Here is a 13,610-nt window from a genome sequence, read left to right as displayed (position 1 = left end):
CAGATGATCTTTGACGTTGTCGTCGTTGGTGGCGGCCCCGCCGGGGCTACGGCCGCAGAAGACCTGGCCCGGTCGGGCAAGAAGGTCGCCCTGATCGACCGCGAGGGCCGGATCAAGCCCTGCGGCGGCGCGATCCCGCCCCGCCTGATGAAGGATTTCGATATTTCCGACCAGCAGCTCGTGGCCAAGATCGACACCGCGCGCATGATCTCGCCCTCGGGCCGCTTTGTCGATATCCCGATCGAGGACGGGTTTGTCGGCATGGTCGACCGCAAGGATTTCGACCCGTTCCTGCGTGCCCGGGCCGAACGTGCCGGCGCCACGCGGTTCACGGGCACCTTCCTGCGGATCGAGCGCGAGGAGGAAAAGACCTTCCTCGTCTTCCGCGACAAGGAAAGCCGCGAGGAAATCCGGCTTCAGACGAAATACGTGATCGGTGCGGACGGGGCGCGCTCGGACGTGGCCCGCGCCGAGGTGCCGGGCGGCGACAAGATCCCCTACGTCATTGCCTATCACGAGATCATCGATGCCCCGATGGCGGTGGGTAACTACCAGCCCAACCGCTGCGACGTGATCTATGATGGCCGGATCAGCCCCGATTTCTACGGCTGGGTGTTCCCGCACGGGCATACCTGCTCGGTCGGCATGGGCACCGGCGTCGACGGGTTCGACCTGAAGCAGGCGACCGCCGATCTGCGCCGGATGGCCGGGCTGGAGCAGGCCGAGACGCTGCGCAAAGAGGGCGCGCCGATCCCGTTGCGCCCGATGGATCGCTGGGACAACGGCCGCGACGTGGTCGTGGTGGGCGATGCCGCAGGCACCGTCGCGCCGTCCTCGGGCGAGGGCATCTACTACGCCATGTATGGCGGGCGCATCGGCGCAATGGCGGTGTCCGCGGCGCTGGCCTCGGGCCGGGCGTCGGACCTGAAACTGGCACGCCAGATGTTCATGAAGGACCACAAGATGACCTTCCGCGCCCTGCAAAGCATGCAGGACGCCTATTACCATAGCGACGAGCGGCGCGAGCGCTTCGTCTCGCTCTGCCATGACGTGGACGTGCAGAAGCTGACCTTCGAAAGCTACATGAACAAGAAGCTGACGAAGAAGCGCCCGCTGGCCCATATCAAGATCGGCATCAAGAACGTTGCCCACCTGACCGGCCTCGTCTCGCCGCAATACACATGAGCGAGATGATCCCGGCCTGGGTCAACGGCGACCTGACGCCCGTCGAAAAGCTGGAGGCCCATCAAAAGGGCCTTCGGCACAAGGCGATTTCGGTCTTCGTGATGGATGGCGACCGCGTGCTGTTGCAGCGCCGGGCACTGGGCAAGTACCACACGCCCGGCTTCTGGACGAACACCTGCTGCACCCATCCCCGCTGGGACGAAAGCGCCGAGGACTGCGCCCGGCGGCGGCTGAGGGAAGAACTGGGGATCACCGGTCTTTCGCTCGACTTCCGCCAGCAGGTGGAGTACCGCGCCGATGTGGGCAACGGGCTGATCGAGCACGAGGTGGTGGACATCTTCGTCGCGCCCGCCGGGCCCGATCTCGGGATCGAGATGAACCCCGACGAGGTGATGGACGTCAAGTGGATCGATCTGCACGACCTCGACCACGCGGTGAGGGACGAGCCCGACGCCTATACGCCCTGGCTGCGCATCTATCTGGACCAGCACCGCGAGAGCATCTTCGGCGCCCTGTCGCCCGCCTGAGGCGGCTGTCCGCCCGGGCGCCCGGTTGAGTTTCCGGGCGCCCGGCAGGCCCTTTCAGTCGAACCAGGACAGCAGACGCCGAAGCGCTGTCCGCCTGGGCGGTTTGGTGGAAAGCGATTGCAGCAGCGCGGCCAGTTCCACGTCCTGCACATGCCCGGCCGCTTCACTCACCTCGAACCAGCGGCGTCGGCGGGTCTTTCGGTTCTTCCAGTCACGCCGAAGGCGTTCGACCACCATCGGGAACACCTCGACCTCGCAGGAATCCACCAGCCCGTGCGACATCACCCTGTGATACCGGTAGCGGCCGATCGGGTTGATGCCGACATGGCCGATTGCGCCTGCCCGGTCCAGCGCCTCGTGCTCGGCCGTCTTCCAGGGTGCGCCGCCGTTAAGGCGCCAGCCCTTCGGCATCACCCAGCGCCCCGAACCGCGCGCCGTGACCATCAGGACATACAGCGTTCCATCCGACCCCCAGCGCATGGGCAGCGCGGCGATCTGGGCTCCGGTTCGGGTTCTGTCGCGATGGGCCATGTTTCCCCGCTGCATGACTTGCCGGGTCCGCCACTTGCACCGGTCCCGGACCTGCCGACGGCAAGAGCCGCCGCGCCGCGAGTACTCGTCGACCGGCAGCAGTCTAGAGGGTGAAAGAGAACGGGGCGTTGCCGCAGCGAACGCGGCTGCGGCACACCGGCAGGTCAGCGCTTGCGGGTGAACAGGCCCGCCACGGGCAGGATCGCGTATTTCACCAGAGGAATCAGCACCGCGCCGATGGCAAGGCCGATCAGGCCGTCGATTCCCGCCGTCACCGCCCATTCCACCGCGGCATGCGCCCGCTCCGGAACACCCTGACTGGCGGCCACGGCAAGGTCGTGGATCGCAAGGTAGGGCGCCTTGAGGCCGAGTTCGTAGACCCCGTGGACGATGATCGCGCCACCGACCCAGATCATCGCCGCCGTACCCACAATCACGAGAAGCCGCATGAAGGAGGGCATCCAGCGCACGATCCCGACGCCCAGCGCCCGGGTCGCCGCCAGCCGCCCCTTGGCGGCCAGGGCAAGACCCGCATCATCGGCCTTCACGATCAGGCCCACGGCCCCGTAGACTGCAACGGTAATGATGACACCCGCAACGGCCAGCGCCGCGGCGACCATCCACAACGGCAGCCCGGCAGGCAGCGCCGCCAGGGTGATTGTCATGATCTCGGCCGACAGGATGAAATCGGTCTTGATCGCCCCTTTGACCTTCTTCTCCTCAAGATGCGCATCGCTCAGCTTCTCACGGTAGAGATCGTCCTCGTGGTGATCGGCGGGATTGATCGCGTGCCAGACCTTCTCGGCCCCTTCGAAGCACAGATACGCGCCCCCCAGCATCAAGAGCGGCGCAATGGCCCATGCCGCGAACAGCGACAGCACCAGGGCCAGCGGCAGCAGGATCACCAGCTTGTTGAACAGCGACCCCTTGGCAATATTCCAGACGATCGGAATTTCACGGTCAGCCGAGAAGCCGTGGACGTATTTCGGCGTCACCGCGGCATCGTCGATCACCGCGCCAGCGGCCTTGGAGGAGGCCTTGACCGCCTGCCCCACCACGTCATCGACCGAGGCCGCCGCCACCTTGGCAATGGCCGCGACGTCGTCGAGGAGCGCCAGAAGACCGCTCATATTTATTACTCCGCTGCCGAACCGTGGCGGAGGATAACCCCTGGTGCGCGAATGGCAACGCGGTTCGGCCAGGCCGGCCGGATCAAGCGTGTTGCAGGGCAGAGCCGGAGGCGTTGCGCATCGCCGCGAGCACGGCCCAGAGCACGCAGAGCGGCAAGGTCAGCAGCACCCCGAAGCCCAGCGTCGGCAGCGCGACCAGGACGGTCAGAACGATCATCACGATGGCGCCGGTCCTCGTGGAATAGAACATACCAAAGGGGCCGAGCAGCAGCGCCGCGATCGCCGCCACCGCGACGTTGTCGCCGCAATGGAGCATGTCGTCCTCGGCAACGGTACAGGGTTTGCGGGTGGTCCAGGCCATGTCGTGTCCTCGCATGTTGCGGTAACACCCGGCGCCGTCTTGCGTCGGGCGTCCATGCCGCGAGGGTCGGTGCAAAATCGGGCGGAAATAGCACGAAGATGCGCGAAACAGGTGGATGTTCGCGAAAATTCGAACCGGTTCCGCCGCGGCCCTTACGGCCGCGGCGGGATCAGAAGTCCAGATTCGCGACGCTCAGCGCGTTCTGCTGGATGAACTCGCGCCGCGGTTCGACGACATCGCCCATCAGCTTGGTAAAGATGTCGTCGGCCTCGGCCAAATCCTCGACCCGCACCTGCAACAGCGTGCGCGCCTCGGGATCCAGGGTCGTCTCCCACAACTGGTCGGGGTTCATCTCGCCCAGCCCCTTGTAGCGTTGCAGCGTCAGTCCCTTTTCGCCCTCGGCGAGAATCGCGTCGAGCAGACCCGACGGCGCGTTGATCGGCTGGTCGCGATCCTTGCGCACCAGCGTTGCGGGGGCGCCGTAGACCTCCTGCAGCTTTTCGGTCAGACTGCCGAGCCGCCGCGCCTCGGCCGAGCGCAGCACCTGGCCATCGAGCACCCGCACCTCTTCGACGCCGCGCAGCATCCGGGCAAAGCGCATCCCCTTGTCCTGGGTCGGACGCCCCTGCCAGCCGCGCTCGTATTCCACGGCGATCAGGTCCAGCCGCTCGGCCACGCGATTCGCCGTTCCCTGAAGGTCAGAATCCACCTGCCCCGGCAGGAACGCGCCCGCGACGGCGGCCTGTTCAAGGATATGCGCCGGGTAGTGCGTGGGAAAGGCCTGCAGGATGCGGCGCACATGGCGCGCCTCCTCGACGACGCGGGCGAGGTCGGCGCCCACGATTTCCTCGCCACTGCCCAGCCGCAGCACCGCCCCCTCGATCCCCATCGCGATCAGGTATTCCTCGAGCGCAGCTTGGTCCTTGAGATAGACCTCGGACTTGCCGCGCGCGACCTTGTACAGCGGCGGCTGCGCGATGTAGAGATACCCGCCCTCGATGATCTTGGGCATCTGCCGAAAGAAGAAGGTCAACAGCAGCGTGCGGATATGGGCGCCATCCACGTCGGCGTCGGTCATGATGACGATCTTGTGGTAGCGCAGCTTGGACACATCGAACTCGTCCCGGCCGATCCCGGTGCCAAGCGCGGTGATCAGCGTGCCGATCTCTTGGCTGGACAGCATCCGGTCGAACCGCGCCCGTTCCACGTTCAGAATCTTGCCGCGAAGCGGCAGCACCGCCTGATTGGCGCGGGACCGCCCCTGTTTCGCCGATCCGCCGGCACTGTCACCCTCCACGAGAAACAGTTCGGACTTGGCCGGGTCGCGTTCCTGGCAATCAGCCAGCTTGCCGGGCAGCGAGGCCACGTCCATCGCCGTCTTGCGGCGCGTCAGTTCGCGCGCCTTGCGCGCCGCCTCGCGCGCCAGCGCCGCCTCGATGATCTTGCCGACGATCTGGCGCGCCACCTGCGGATGTTCCTCGAACCACTCGGCGAGCTTCTCGTTCACCAGGCTCTCGACCGCGGGGCGGACCTCGGAACTGACCAGCTTGTCCTTGGTCTGGGAACTGAACTTGGGGTCGGGCACCTTGACCGACAGAACGCAGGTCAGCCCCTCGCGCGCATCGTCGCCGGTGAAACTCACCTTCTCGCGCTTGGCGATCCCGCTCGACAGGGCGTAGTTGTTGATCGTGCGGGTCAGCGCCCCGCGAAAGCCCGCAAGGTGGGTGCCGCCGTCGCGCTGGGGGATATTGTTGGTAAAGGGCAGCACCGTTTCGTGGTAGCTGTCGTTCCACCACATCGCCACCTCGACGCCGATACCATCGCGCTCGCCGGTCATGAAGATCGGATCGGGCATCACCGGCGTCTTGTGACGGTCGAGGTAGCGCACGAATTCCCGCACGCCGCCTTCATAGAACAGTTCGGTCCGCAGCGGTTCGGCCGGGCGCTCGTCCTCCAGAACGATCCGCACACCGGAATTCAGGAAGGCCAGTTCCCGCAGCCGGTTTTCCAGCGTCTTGAAGACGTAGTCGAGGTTCGAGAACGTATCCAGGGATGCGAGGAACCGCACCTCGGTTCCCTTGCGGCCATTGGCTTCGCCAACGACCCGCAGATGCTCGACCGTGTCGCCATGCTCGAAGCGGGCATAGTGCTCCTTGCCGTCGCGCCAGATGCGCAGTTCCAGCCAGTCCGACAACGCGTTGACAACCGAGACGCCCACCCCGTGCAGGCCCCCGGACACCTTGTAGCTGTTCTGGTCGAACTTCCCGCCCGCGTGCAGCTGGGTCATGATGACCTCGGCCGCCGAGACGCCCTCTTCCTCGTGGATGCCCACCGGGATGCCGCGGCCGTTGTCGCTGACCGACACGCTGGAATCGGCGTGGATCTTCACGCTCACCGCGTCGGCATGGCCCGCCAGCGCCTCGTCGATGCCGTTGTCCACCACCTCGTAGACCATGTGGTGCAGGCCGGACCCGTCATCGGTATCCCCGATATACATCCCAGGGCGCTTGCGCACCGCCTCCAGGCCCCTGAGAACCTTGATGGAATCGGCACCGTATTCCTCGGGCTGCCGCGCGTTTTCGGCCATGCGAACGTTCCTTTTCATTCTGCCTGATTTATACGGACTCGTGGTGGGAATGTCACGCGCCCCCCACAAGATTTGGTGTCAGGTAAAGGGAATCACCAGCCCCACCAGGATCAGCAATAGCCCGGCCACCCGGTTGGTGCGGCGCAGCGCTGCGGGCGAGGTCAGGATGCGCCGCGCCCGGTCGATGAAGAGCGCGAAGACCAGGTTGCCTGCCAGCGGAACCACCATCGAGATCGCCACGATGGCCGCGATGTCCGGCCCCCCGACTTGCGCCAGATCGAAGAAGCCGGGCAGTACCCCCATGTAGAACAGGATCGCCTTGGGGTTGCCCAGGATCGCCGCCAGACCCGCAAGGAACCCCGCCCACATGCCCGGGCGGGTCAGTCGGCTGTCCGCGGCGATGGTCGCATCGGCGTGGCGGATCAGCAGGACCCCCATGACCAGGAACACCAGGCTTGCGACGTAGCGCAGCACCACGAGGAACCCGTCGAAGGTCGCGACCACCCAGCTTACCCCGAGGATCGCCAGCAGTGGCCACAGCACGTCGCCGATCACCACGCCCAGCGCCAGCGGCCAGGCCGCCCGGAACCCGCCCGAAAGCGCCCGCGCGGTCAGCGCAACCCAGACCGGGCCGGGCGTCAGGAACAGGACGAAAAGCGCCCCCGCATACAGCAACAGCTCGCCCGGCGTCACGGTCATGGCGCATCCCTTTCGGTCACGATGCTGGCCCCGCAGGCGTCACACACCTCGAAATACTGCGCCCGCTCGCCCAGAGTCTCGAACAGGTCCACCCCCGTCCCGGTCATCCACGCCTGCGCCCCCAGCGCACAGATCTCGTCGTAAAGCGCCGCGCGCCGCCCGGCATCCAAATGCGCCGCCACTTCGTCGAGCAGCAGCAGGGGCGGCGCCCCAAAATCCTCTGCCAGCGCCCGGGCATTGGCAAGGATCAGCGCAATCAGCAGTGCCTTCTGCTCGCCTGTGGAACAATGGCGCGCCGGCACACCCTTGGCGGCGAACACCGCCTCCAGATCGGCGCGGTGCGGCCCGGTCAGCGTGCGCCCGGCGGCCATGTCGCGCCCGCGGCCCGCGGCAAGCGCATCCGCCAGTGCGTCCGCATCCGCGGGATCGGACCCGACCGGCCCCGACAGGGCCAACTCCGCCACCGGGAAAGCCGTCTCGGCGCCCTCCTGCGCCACCACCAGACGGGCCAGCGCCGCCCGCCGGTTCGCCCCGATCGCCGCGCCCGCCTCGGCCATCTGCCCTTCGAGCGCGGCATACCAGTGAACGTCTCGGGCTTCGTCCTTCAACAGGCGGTTGCGTTCACGCATCGCCTTTTCATAGGCCAGAACCGCCTCGGCATGGCCCGGCTCGAAACTCATCGTGATCCGATCCAGGAACCGCCGCCGCGCCTCGGCGCCCTCGATCCACAGCCGATCCATCGCCGGCACCAGCCACAACACCCGCGCGAGCCGCGCCAGCGCCACCTGCGACGCCGCCTTGCCATCGATCCGAAGCTGCCGGGTGCCGCCGGGCTCGGCCCAGGTCTCGACCTCGTGCACCTGCCAGAGCGAGTGCAGAACCGCACCGGCCTTCCAGCCCAGCGCGCCCGGCGCCCGCGCCAGATCCTCGGCCGCCGCCCGGCGCAGCCCCCGTCCCGGCGACAGCAGCGACACAGCCTCCAGAAGATTGGTCTTGCCCGCCCCGTTCGGACCGAAAATCGCCACCGGGCGCCCATCGAACGCCAGACGCGCCCGCTCGTGCGACCGGAACTGGGCCAGCGTCACCCCTGTCACCGCGAGCCTGGGCACGCCCTGTCCTTCTTCTGGCCGCAAATATCCCCGCCGGAGGCAGCCCGGCAGAGCCGGGCCTAGACCCGCATCGGCATCACGACATAGACCGCCGAGGCGTCGTTGCCCTCGCGCATCAGGGTCGGATCGCCTGCCGAGTTGAACAGGAACACCGCGTTCTCGCGGTCCACCTGGCTGGCGATCTCCAGCAGGTATTTCGCGTTGAATCCGATCTCCAGCCGCTCGTCACCATAAGCGACGGCCAGTTCCTCCTCGGCCGCGCCGCTGTCCGGCGCGTTGACCGACAGGGTCAGCCGGTCGTCTTCGAGGGCCAGCTTGACCGCGCGCGAGCGTTCGGAACTGACCGTCGCGACCCGATCGACGGCCTGCGCGAATTCGGCGGCGTCCACCTCCAGCCGGCGCGCATTGGCGGTCGGGATCACCCGGCTGTAATCGGGGAAGGTGCCGTCGATCACCTTGGAGGTCAGGGTGATCTCGGGCGTGGCAAAGCGCACCTTTGTCTCGCTGACCGATACCGCGATCTGCGCGTCGTCATCGTCCAGCAACTTGCGCAACTCGCCCACGGTCTTGCGCGGCACGATCACGCCCGGCATCGTCTCGGCCCCCTCGGGCAGCGGCGCATCGATCCGCGCAAGGCGGTGGCCGTCGGTCGCCACGCAGCGCAGCGCCCGGCCGCCCTCGCCATCGGCCACATGCATGTAGACGCCGTTCAGGTAATAGCGCGTCTCCTCGGTCGAGATCGCGAACTTGGACTTGTCGAACAGCCGGCGCAGCACCGGCGCAGGGGCCGAGAAGTTAGAACTGTACTCCGACGAGGCCATCACCGGGAAATCTTCCTTCGGCAGGGTTGCCAGAGTGAAATGCGACCGGCCGGCACGCACCGTCATCCGCCCCGCGGCCCCGTCATCGGCCAGTTCCACCAGCGCGCCATCGGGCAGCTTGCGCACGATCTCGTGCAGCGTGACCGCGGGCACCGTCGTCGCGCCCGGCCGTTCCACCTGCGCGGTCACCTTGTCCACAACCTCGATGTCCAGATCGGTGGCCCGGAAACTGACCTTGTCGCCCTCCGCCTCGATCAGCACGTTGGCGAGGATCGGAATGGTGTTGCGCCGCTCGACCACCGATTGCGCCTGACCGACCGCCCTCAGCAGGGTGCCGCGTTCGATGCTGAATTTCATGCCCTCGCTCCTCATGCAGACGGGAGGCGAACCCTAGCGGTTCGGCCCCCCGGCTCAAGCGTTTTCTGGACTGTCCGAGACTTTCGCAAGGGCGTCAAGGCCATCGCCGCGCGGGCTCAGCCCTCAAGCATGCGGCGCAGCATCTCCAGGTCCTCGGCGATCTGCAAGTCCGCCACCCGCAACTCCTCGATGCGCTTGACCGCGTGCATGACCGTGGTGTGGTCGCGCCCGCCGAACCGGCGCCCGATCTCGGGCAGGCTGCGCTGGGTCAGCTGCTTGGACAGCCACATCGCGATCTGGCGGGGGCGGGCGATGGTGCGGTGCCGCTTGGGTCCGACCATGTCGGCCAGCCGCATGTTGTAATGCTCGCTGACCTTGCGCTGGATTTCCTCGATGGTGACCTTGCGCTCGCTGGCGCGCAGGATGTCGGCCAGGCAATCCTGCGCCAGGTCCAGCGTGATTTCCTTGCCCACGAGTGAGGCAAAGGCGAACAGCCGCGTCAGCGCGCCTTCCAGAACCCGCACGTTGGTGGTGATCCGGTGGGCGAGGAATTCCAGCACCCCGTCGGCGATCACGAGGCCGGGATATTGCTGGCGGTACATGTCCACCTTCTGTTGCAGGATTCCCAACCGCAATTCGTAATCGGTCGGGTGCAGGTCCACCACGAGGCCGCATTGCAGGCGGCTCTTGATCCGGTCCTCGAGATCCTTGATCTCGCCCGGCGCGCGGTCGGCCGAGATGATGATCTGCTTGTTCTGGTCCACCAGCGCGTTGAAGGTGTGAAAGAACTCCTCCTGCGTCGAGTCCTTGCCCGCGATGAACTGCACGTCGTCCACCATCAGGACGTCGACCGATCGGAACAGCGACTTGAAGCCCATCATGTCGCGCTCGCGCAGCGCCTGCACGAAGCGGTACATGAATTGCTCGGCCGAGAGATAGACCACCTTCTTCTCGGGCGCGCGCTCGCGCAGTTCCCAGGCGATGGCATGCATGAGATGGGTCTTGCCGAGACCGACGCCGCCGTAAAGAAACAGCGGATTGAACGTCACAGAGCCACCTTCGGCCACCCGGCGCGCGGCGGCATGGGCCAGTTCGTTGGGCTTGCCGGTGACGAAGGTCTCGAAGGTGAAGCGTGCGTCCAGAGGCGCGCCGGGCAGATCGGTGTCCGACCGTTGATCGGCCTGAACCACGGGCGCCGGGCGCGACGCGGCATTGGCCGGACTCTTGACGCTGGATACGGCGAATTCCAGACGGTCGACGGCAACGCCGTTGCGGCCCAGCTGCTCGAGGATCTTGTCCCCGAAATTGCGGTTCACCCACTCGCCCACGAAATTCGTGGGCACGCCGAACCGCGCGACTCCGTTCTCCAGCGCCCGGAATTCAAGCGGCGCGATCCACGTGACGAAGTTGTTCTTTCCGATCGTCCTCTCCAGATCCTTGCACACGCGTCCCCAGGTGTCGTCTGTCATCTTCGCCCGCTTTCGTTCCGTCCCTGACCATTTGGCAGACGAAATGCCCGCGCCTTTCCGGCCGCAGACACCCGTCCCCTTGCGCCCTCGACAAGGGTGACTCCAAGGTCTTTTCCCGCACCTCTTCCGGTCAGACGGGCAAAAGAAAGACCTCCCGGTCAAGCCTGATTGCCAGGCACCGGCTCCGGTTTCTTCTGCTCCGCTTCCGCGCGGGCAACCATGGACATGAGGCTCAGGCGGGCCCGGATACTGCCGTTCGAGCAATGCCTGTGTCGCGTCCGATCTTCGCGGATCCCCCTCGTCGCGAATTTCGGATAACCCCCGGGAACGTGCCGGCCGCGCACCAGACGGCCCTCGGAACGTTCACGGGAACCGCGTGCGCCATGTCCCCCCAAGTCGTTGTGAATCGCTTCAAGGACGGTAGACCGCCCCCCGCGAGAGGCGCAACAGAACTTCGACCTTGACTTCGGCTTTGCCGGAAACGAATCCGGACCTCGTGGCAGAGGCGCCACGCGCCCCGGACAATCGCTGAAAATGCAAAAGGGCGCGGCCTGCGCCACGCCCTTCAAAAGCCTTGTTTTTATGGCCGATCAGGCGCCGAGTGCCTTCACGCGGGCCGACAGGCGCGACATCTTGCGGGCGGCGGTGTTCTTATGAACGACGCCCTTGGTCACGCCGCGCATCAGCTCGGGCTGGGCCTCGCGCAGGGCGGCAACGGCAGCCTCCTGGTTGCCCGAGGCGATCGCCTCTTCAACCTTGCGCAGATATGTGCGGATGCGCGAACGGCGCGCCTTGTTCACGGCATAGGCGCGATCGGCCTGGCGGGCGCGCTTCTTGGCCTGGGGTGAATTTGCCATCGGTTGTGGTTCCCTTCTCCGGGTCTCGTCGTCAAAACTGTCGCGCGATACGAGCCCCGGCCGGGTTTTGCACTACCGGCTGATTCCGGCCAAAGCGGGCCTCACACGCATGTAAGCCCCGGCCTATAGGTCAGATCCGGGCGGAAGGAAAGACCGAAAACCGCTATCGGAATTCCATCGGACTTTTGTCGGAGCCGCGCCCCTACTTGTCGCGGAACTGCGGCTCGCGTTTCTCGACGAAGGCCTGCATGCCCTCGGACTGGTCCTCGGTGGCGAACAGCATGTGGAACATGCGCCGCTCGAACAACATGCCTTCGCGCAGCGTCGTCTCGTAGCTGCGATTGACACATTCCTTGACCGCCATCGCCGTCAGCGCGGATTTCTCGGCGATCTTGGTGGCCGCGGCCATCGCCTCTTCCATCAGCTTCTTGGCGGGAACCACGCGGCTGACCAGTCCCGAACGCTCCGCCTCTTCGGCGTCCATGAAGCGCCCCGTCAGGTGCATGTCCATCGCCTTGGACTTGCCGACGAAGCGGGTCAGGCGCTGGGTGCCGCCGATGCCGGCCACGACGCCGAGGTTGATCTCGGGCTGGCCGAACTTGGCGGTGTCCGAGGCGATGATGAAATCGCACATCATCGCCAGTTCGCAGCCGCCGCCGAGGCAATAGCCCGAGACGGCCGCGATGATCGGCTTGCGGCAGGCGAGCAGGCGTTCGGTTTCGGGGGTGAAGAGGTCGCCCGCGAACACGTCGACAAAGCTCTTGGTGCTCATCTCGCGCACATCGGCCCCGGCGGCGAACGCCTTTTCCGAGCCGGTCAGCACGATGCAGCGCACCTTGTCATTGGCGTCGGACTGGGCCACCGCGTCGGCCAGTTCGCCCATCAACTCGGCGTTGAGGGCATTGAGCGCGTCGGGCCGGTTCAGCCGGATCAGCGCTACATGGTCCTCGATCTCGACGATCAGCGTCTTGTAAGCCATCCGGGCTCGCCTCCGTTCCGTTCGAGCCCGAAGCCTTACCAGCCCCGCGGCGGCTTTCAAGCTATCTTTGGCATTGCGGGCAGTAGAAGGTCGACCGCCCGGACTGGACGATTCGCACGATTGTCCCGCCACAACCGGGGGTCGGGCAGGGCCCGCCCTCGCGGCCATAGGCGCGGAACGCATGCTGGAAATAGCCAAGTTCCCCGTCGGTCTGGCGATAGTCGCGCAAGCTGGACCCGCCCGCCTCGATCGCCTCGGCCAGCACGGTGCGGATCACCGGCACGAGGCGCGCCGCGCGGGGTGCGGCAATCCGGCCCGCCTGCCGTTTCGGCGAGATGCCCGCCCGGTGCAGCACCTCGCAGACATAGATGTTGCCCAGCCCCGCCACGACATGCTGGTCCAGCAGCGCCGCCTTGATCGGGGTCATGCGGCCCCGCAGGCGGGCGACGAGATAGGGCTCGTCGAAGGCGTTGCCCAGGGGTTCCGGCCCGAGCCCCGCCAGCAGCCGGTGGGTGTCGAGACAGTCGGTCGCGATCAGGTCCATCGCGCCGAAGCGGCGGGGGTCGTTGAAGGTGATGCGCGCGCCGCCCTCGATGTCGAGAACGACATGGTCGTGTTTCTCGGGCGCGGGATGGGCGTGGACATAGTCGCCCAGCATCTGCCCCGACACCAGCACCCGGCCCGACATGCCCAGATGCCAGATCAGCGTCTCGCCTGTGTCGAGATCGGCCAGCAGGTATTTCGACCGCCGCCCCAGCCGGATCACCCGTGCGCCGGTCAGCCGCGCGGCCATGCCCTCGGGGAAGGGCCAGCGCAGGTCGGGGCGGTTGACCTGCGCACGCGCGATCACCCGGCCTTCCAGCACCGGCGACAGGCCGCGACGCACTGTCTCTACCTCTGGCAATTCGGGCATCGGGGCCTTCCTTGTGGTCCGGTTCGCATTGTAGTCCCCGCAGGGCGCCCTATAAGAAGGGCGCGGCAGATCAACGGCAAGGCCC

13 protein-coding genes are annotated in these 13,610 nt (G+C 66.5%); 2 read left to right on the top strand and 11 right to left on the bottom strand.

The annotated features are described in order from the left end of the window. Positions 1-3 precede the first annotated feature (3 nt). A complete protein-coding gene (locus tag EV655_RS03805; RefSeq protein ID WP_132541991.1) occupies positions 4-1,185 on the top strand; it encodes a geranylgeranyl diphosphate reductase in 1,182 nt (393 codons plus the stop codon). After that, the gene (gene idi, locus EV655_RS03800; RefSeq protein ID WP_132541989.1) at positions 1,182-1,712 is read left to right on the top strand and encodes an isopentenyl-diphosphate Delta-isomerase; all 531 of its coding nucleotides are present in this window, start codon (positions 1,182-1,184) and stop codon (positions 1,710-1,712) included. Before EV655_RS03805 ends, idi begins: the two co-directional genes overlap by 4 nt. A 54-nt stretch (positions 1,713-1,766) precedes the next feature. On the opposite strand, the gene EV655_RS03795 is transcribed toward idi, so the two are convergent. The 11 genes from EV655_RS03795 to mutM form a co-directional block, all read right to left on the bottom strand. Next, positions 1,767-2,243: an NUDIX hydrolase gene (locus EV655_RS03795; protein WP_132542135.1), complete on the bottom strand. Its 477-nt coding sequence runs from the start codon at positions 2,241-2,243 to the stop codon at positions 1,767-1,769. Positions 2,244-2,407: 164 nt separating this feature from the next. Next, complete coding sequence (locus EV655_RS03790; RefSeq protein ID WP_132541987.1) at positions 2,408-3,373, bottom strand: DUF808 domain-containing protein; 966 nt, start codon at positions 3,371-3,373, stop codon at positions 2,408-2,410. An 82-nt stretch (positions 3,374-3,455) separates the two neighbouring features. After that, positions 3,456-3,734, bottom strand: a complete 279-nt coding sequence (locus tag EV655_RS03785) for a hypothetical protein (RefSeq protein ID WP_207901928.1) — start codon at positions 3,732-3,734, stop codon at positions 3,456-3,458. A 169-nt stretch (positions 3,735-3,903) separates the two neighbouring features. Continuing rightward, entirely contained in the window at positions 3,904-6,321 is a 2,418-nt protein-coding gene (gene gyrB / locus EV655_RS03780; protein WP_132541985.1) for a DNA topoisomerase (ATP-hydrolyzing) subunit B, read from the bottom strand. 78 nt (positions 6,322-6,399) lie between these two features. Beyond that, complete coding sequence (locus EV655_RS03775; RefSeq protein WP_132541983.1) at positions 6,400-7,020, bottom strand: LysE family translocator; 621 nt, start codon at positions 7,018-7,020, stop codon at positions 6,400-6,402. Further along, positions 7,017-8,129: a DNA replication/repair protein RecF gene (recF, locus tag EV655_RS03770; protein WP_132541981.1), complete on the bottom strand. Its 1,113-nt coding sequence runs from the start codon at positions 8,127-8,129 to the stop codon at positions 7,017-7,019. Before recF ends, EV655_RS03775 begins: the two co-directional genes overlap by 4 nt. A gap of 59 nt (positions 8,130-8,188) precedes the next feature. Next, entirely contained in the window at positions 8,189-9,307 is a 1,119-nt protein-coding gene (dnaN, locus tag EV655_RS03765; protein WP_132541979.1) for a DNA polymerase III subunit beta, read from the bottom strand. 116 nt (positions 9,308-9,423) lie between these two features. After that, entirely contained in the window at positions 9,424-10,776 is a 1,353-nt protein-coding gene (gene dnaA, locus EV655_RS03760) for a chromosomal replication initiator protein DnaA (RefSeq protein ID WP_132541977.1), read from the bottom strand. 590 nt (positions 10,777-11,366) lie between these two features. After that, positions 11,367-11,633 carry a 30S ribosomal protein S20 gene (rpsT, locus tag EV655_RS03755; protein WP_132541975.1) on the bottom strand — a complete coding sequence of 89 codons (267 nt, stop codon included), beginning with the start codon at positions 11,631-11,633 and terminating at the stop codon, positions 11,367-11,369. 202 nt (positions 11,634-11,835) lie between these two features. After that, on the bottom strand, positions 11,836-12,612 hold the full coding sequence (locus EV655_RS03750; RefSeq protein ID WP_132541973.1) for an enoyl-CoA hydratase: 777 nt from the start codon (positions 12,610-12,612) through the stop codon (positions 11,836-11,838). A gap of 61 nt (positions 12,613-12,673) precedes the next feature. Then, a complete protein-coding gene (mutM, locus tag EV655_RS03745; protein ID WP_132541971.1) occupies positions 12,674-13,525 on the bottom strand; it encodes a bifunctional DNA-formamidopyrimidine glycosylase/DNA-(apurinic or apyrimidinic site) lyase in 852 nt (283 codons plus the stop codon). Positions 13,526-13,610 lie beyond the last annotated feature (85 nt).

Source organism: Rhodovulum euryhalinum, from assembly GCF_004342445.1.
GTDB lineage: Bacteria > Pseudomonadota > Alphaproteobacteria > Rhodobacterales > Rhodobacteraceae > Rhodovulum > Rhodovulum euryhalinum.
The sequence above is the reverse complement of the archived record's forward strand: the minus strand, read 5'-3'. Positions and strand labels throughout refer to the sequence as shown.

What these genes read in the sequence shown, in the direction of transcription:
- EV655_RS03805 (WP_132541991.1), top strand. Translation starts at nt 4, where the DNA reads ATGATCTTTGACGTTGTCGTCGTTGGTGGCGGCCCCGCCGGGGCTACG.
- idi (WP_132541989.1), top strand. Translation starts at nt 1,182, where the DNA reads ATGAGCGAGATGATCCCGGCCTGGGTCAACGGCGACCTGACGCCCGTC.
- EV655_RS03795 (WP_132542135.1), bottom strand. Translation starts at nt 2,243, where the DNA reads ATGGCCCATCGCGACAGAACCCGAACCGGAGCCCAGATCGCCGCGCTG.
- EV655_RS03790 (WP_132541987.1), bottom strand. Translation starts at nt 3,373, where the DNA reads ATGAGCGGTCTTCTGGCGCTCCTCGACGACGTCGCGGCCATTGCCAAG.
- EV655_RS03785 (WP_207901928.1), bottom strand. Translation starts at nt 3,734, where the DNA reads ATGGCCTGGACCACCCGCAAACCCTGTACCGTTGCCGAGGACGACATG.
- gyrB (WP_132541985.1), bottom strand. Translation starts at nt 6,321, where the DNA reads ATGGCCGAAAACGCGCGGCAGCCCGAGGAATACGGTGCCGATTCCATC.
- EV655_RS03775 (WP_132541983.1), bottom strand. Translation starts at nt 7,020, where the DNA reads ATGACCGTGACGCCGGGCGAGCTGTTGCTGTATGCGGGGGCGCTTTTC.
- dnaN (WP_132541979.1), bottom strand. Translation starts at nt 9,307, where the DNA reads ATGAAATTCAGCATCGAACGCGGCACCCTGCTGAGGGCGGTCGGTCAG.
- dnaA (WP_132541977.1), bottom strand. Translation starts at nt 10,776, where the DNA reads ATGACAGACGACACCTGGGGACGCGTGTGCAAGGATCTGGAGAGGACG.
- rpsT (WP_132541975.1), bottom strand. Translation starts at nt 11,633, where the DNA reads ATGGCAAATTCACCCCAGGCCAAGAAGCGCGCCCGCCAGGCCGATCGC.
- EV655_RS03750 (WP_132541973.1), bottom strand. Translation starts at nt 12,612, where the DNA reads ATGGCTTACAAGACGCTGATCGTCGAGATCGAGGACCATGTAGCGCTG.
- mutM (WP_132541971.1), bottom strand. Translation starts at nt 13,525, where the DNA reads ATGCCCGAATTGCCAGAGGTAGAGACAGTGCGTCGCGGCCTGTCGCCG.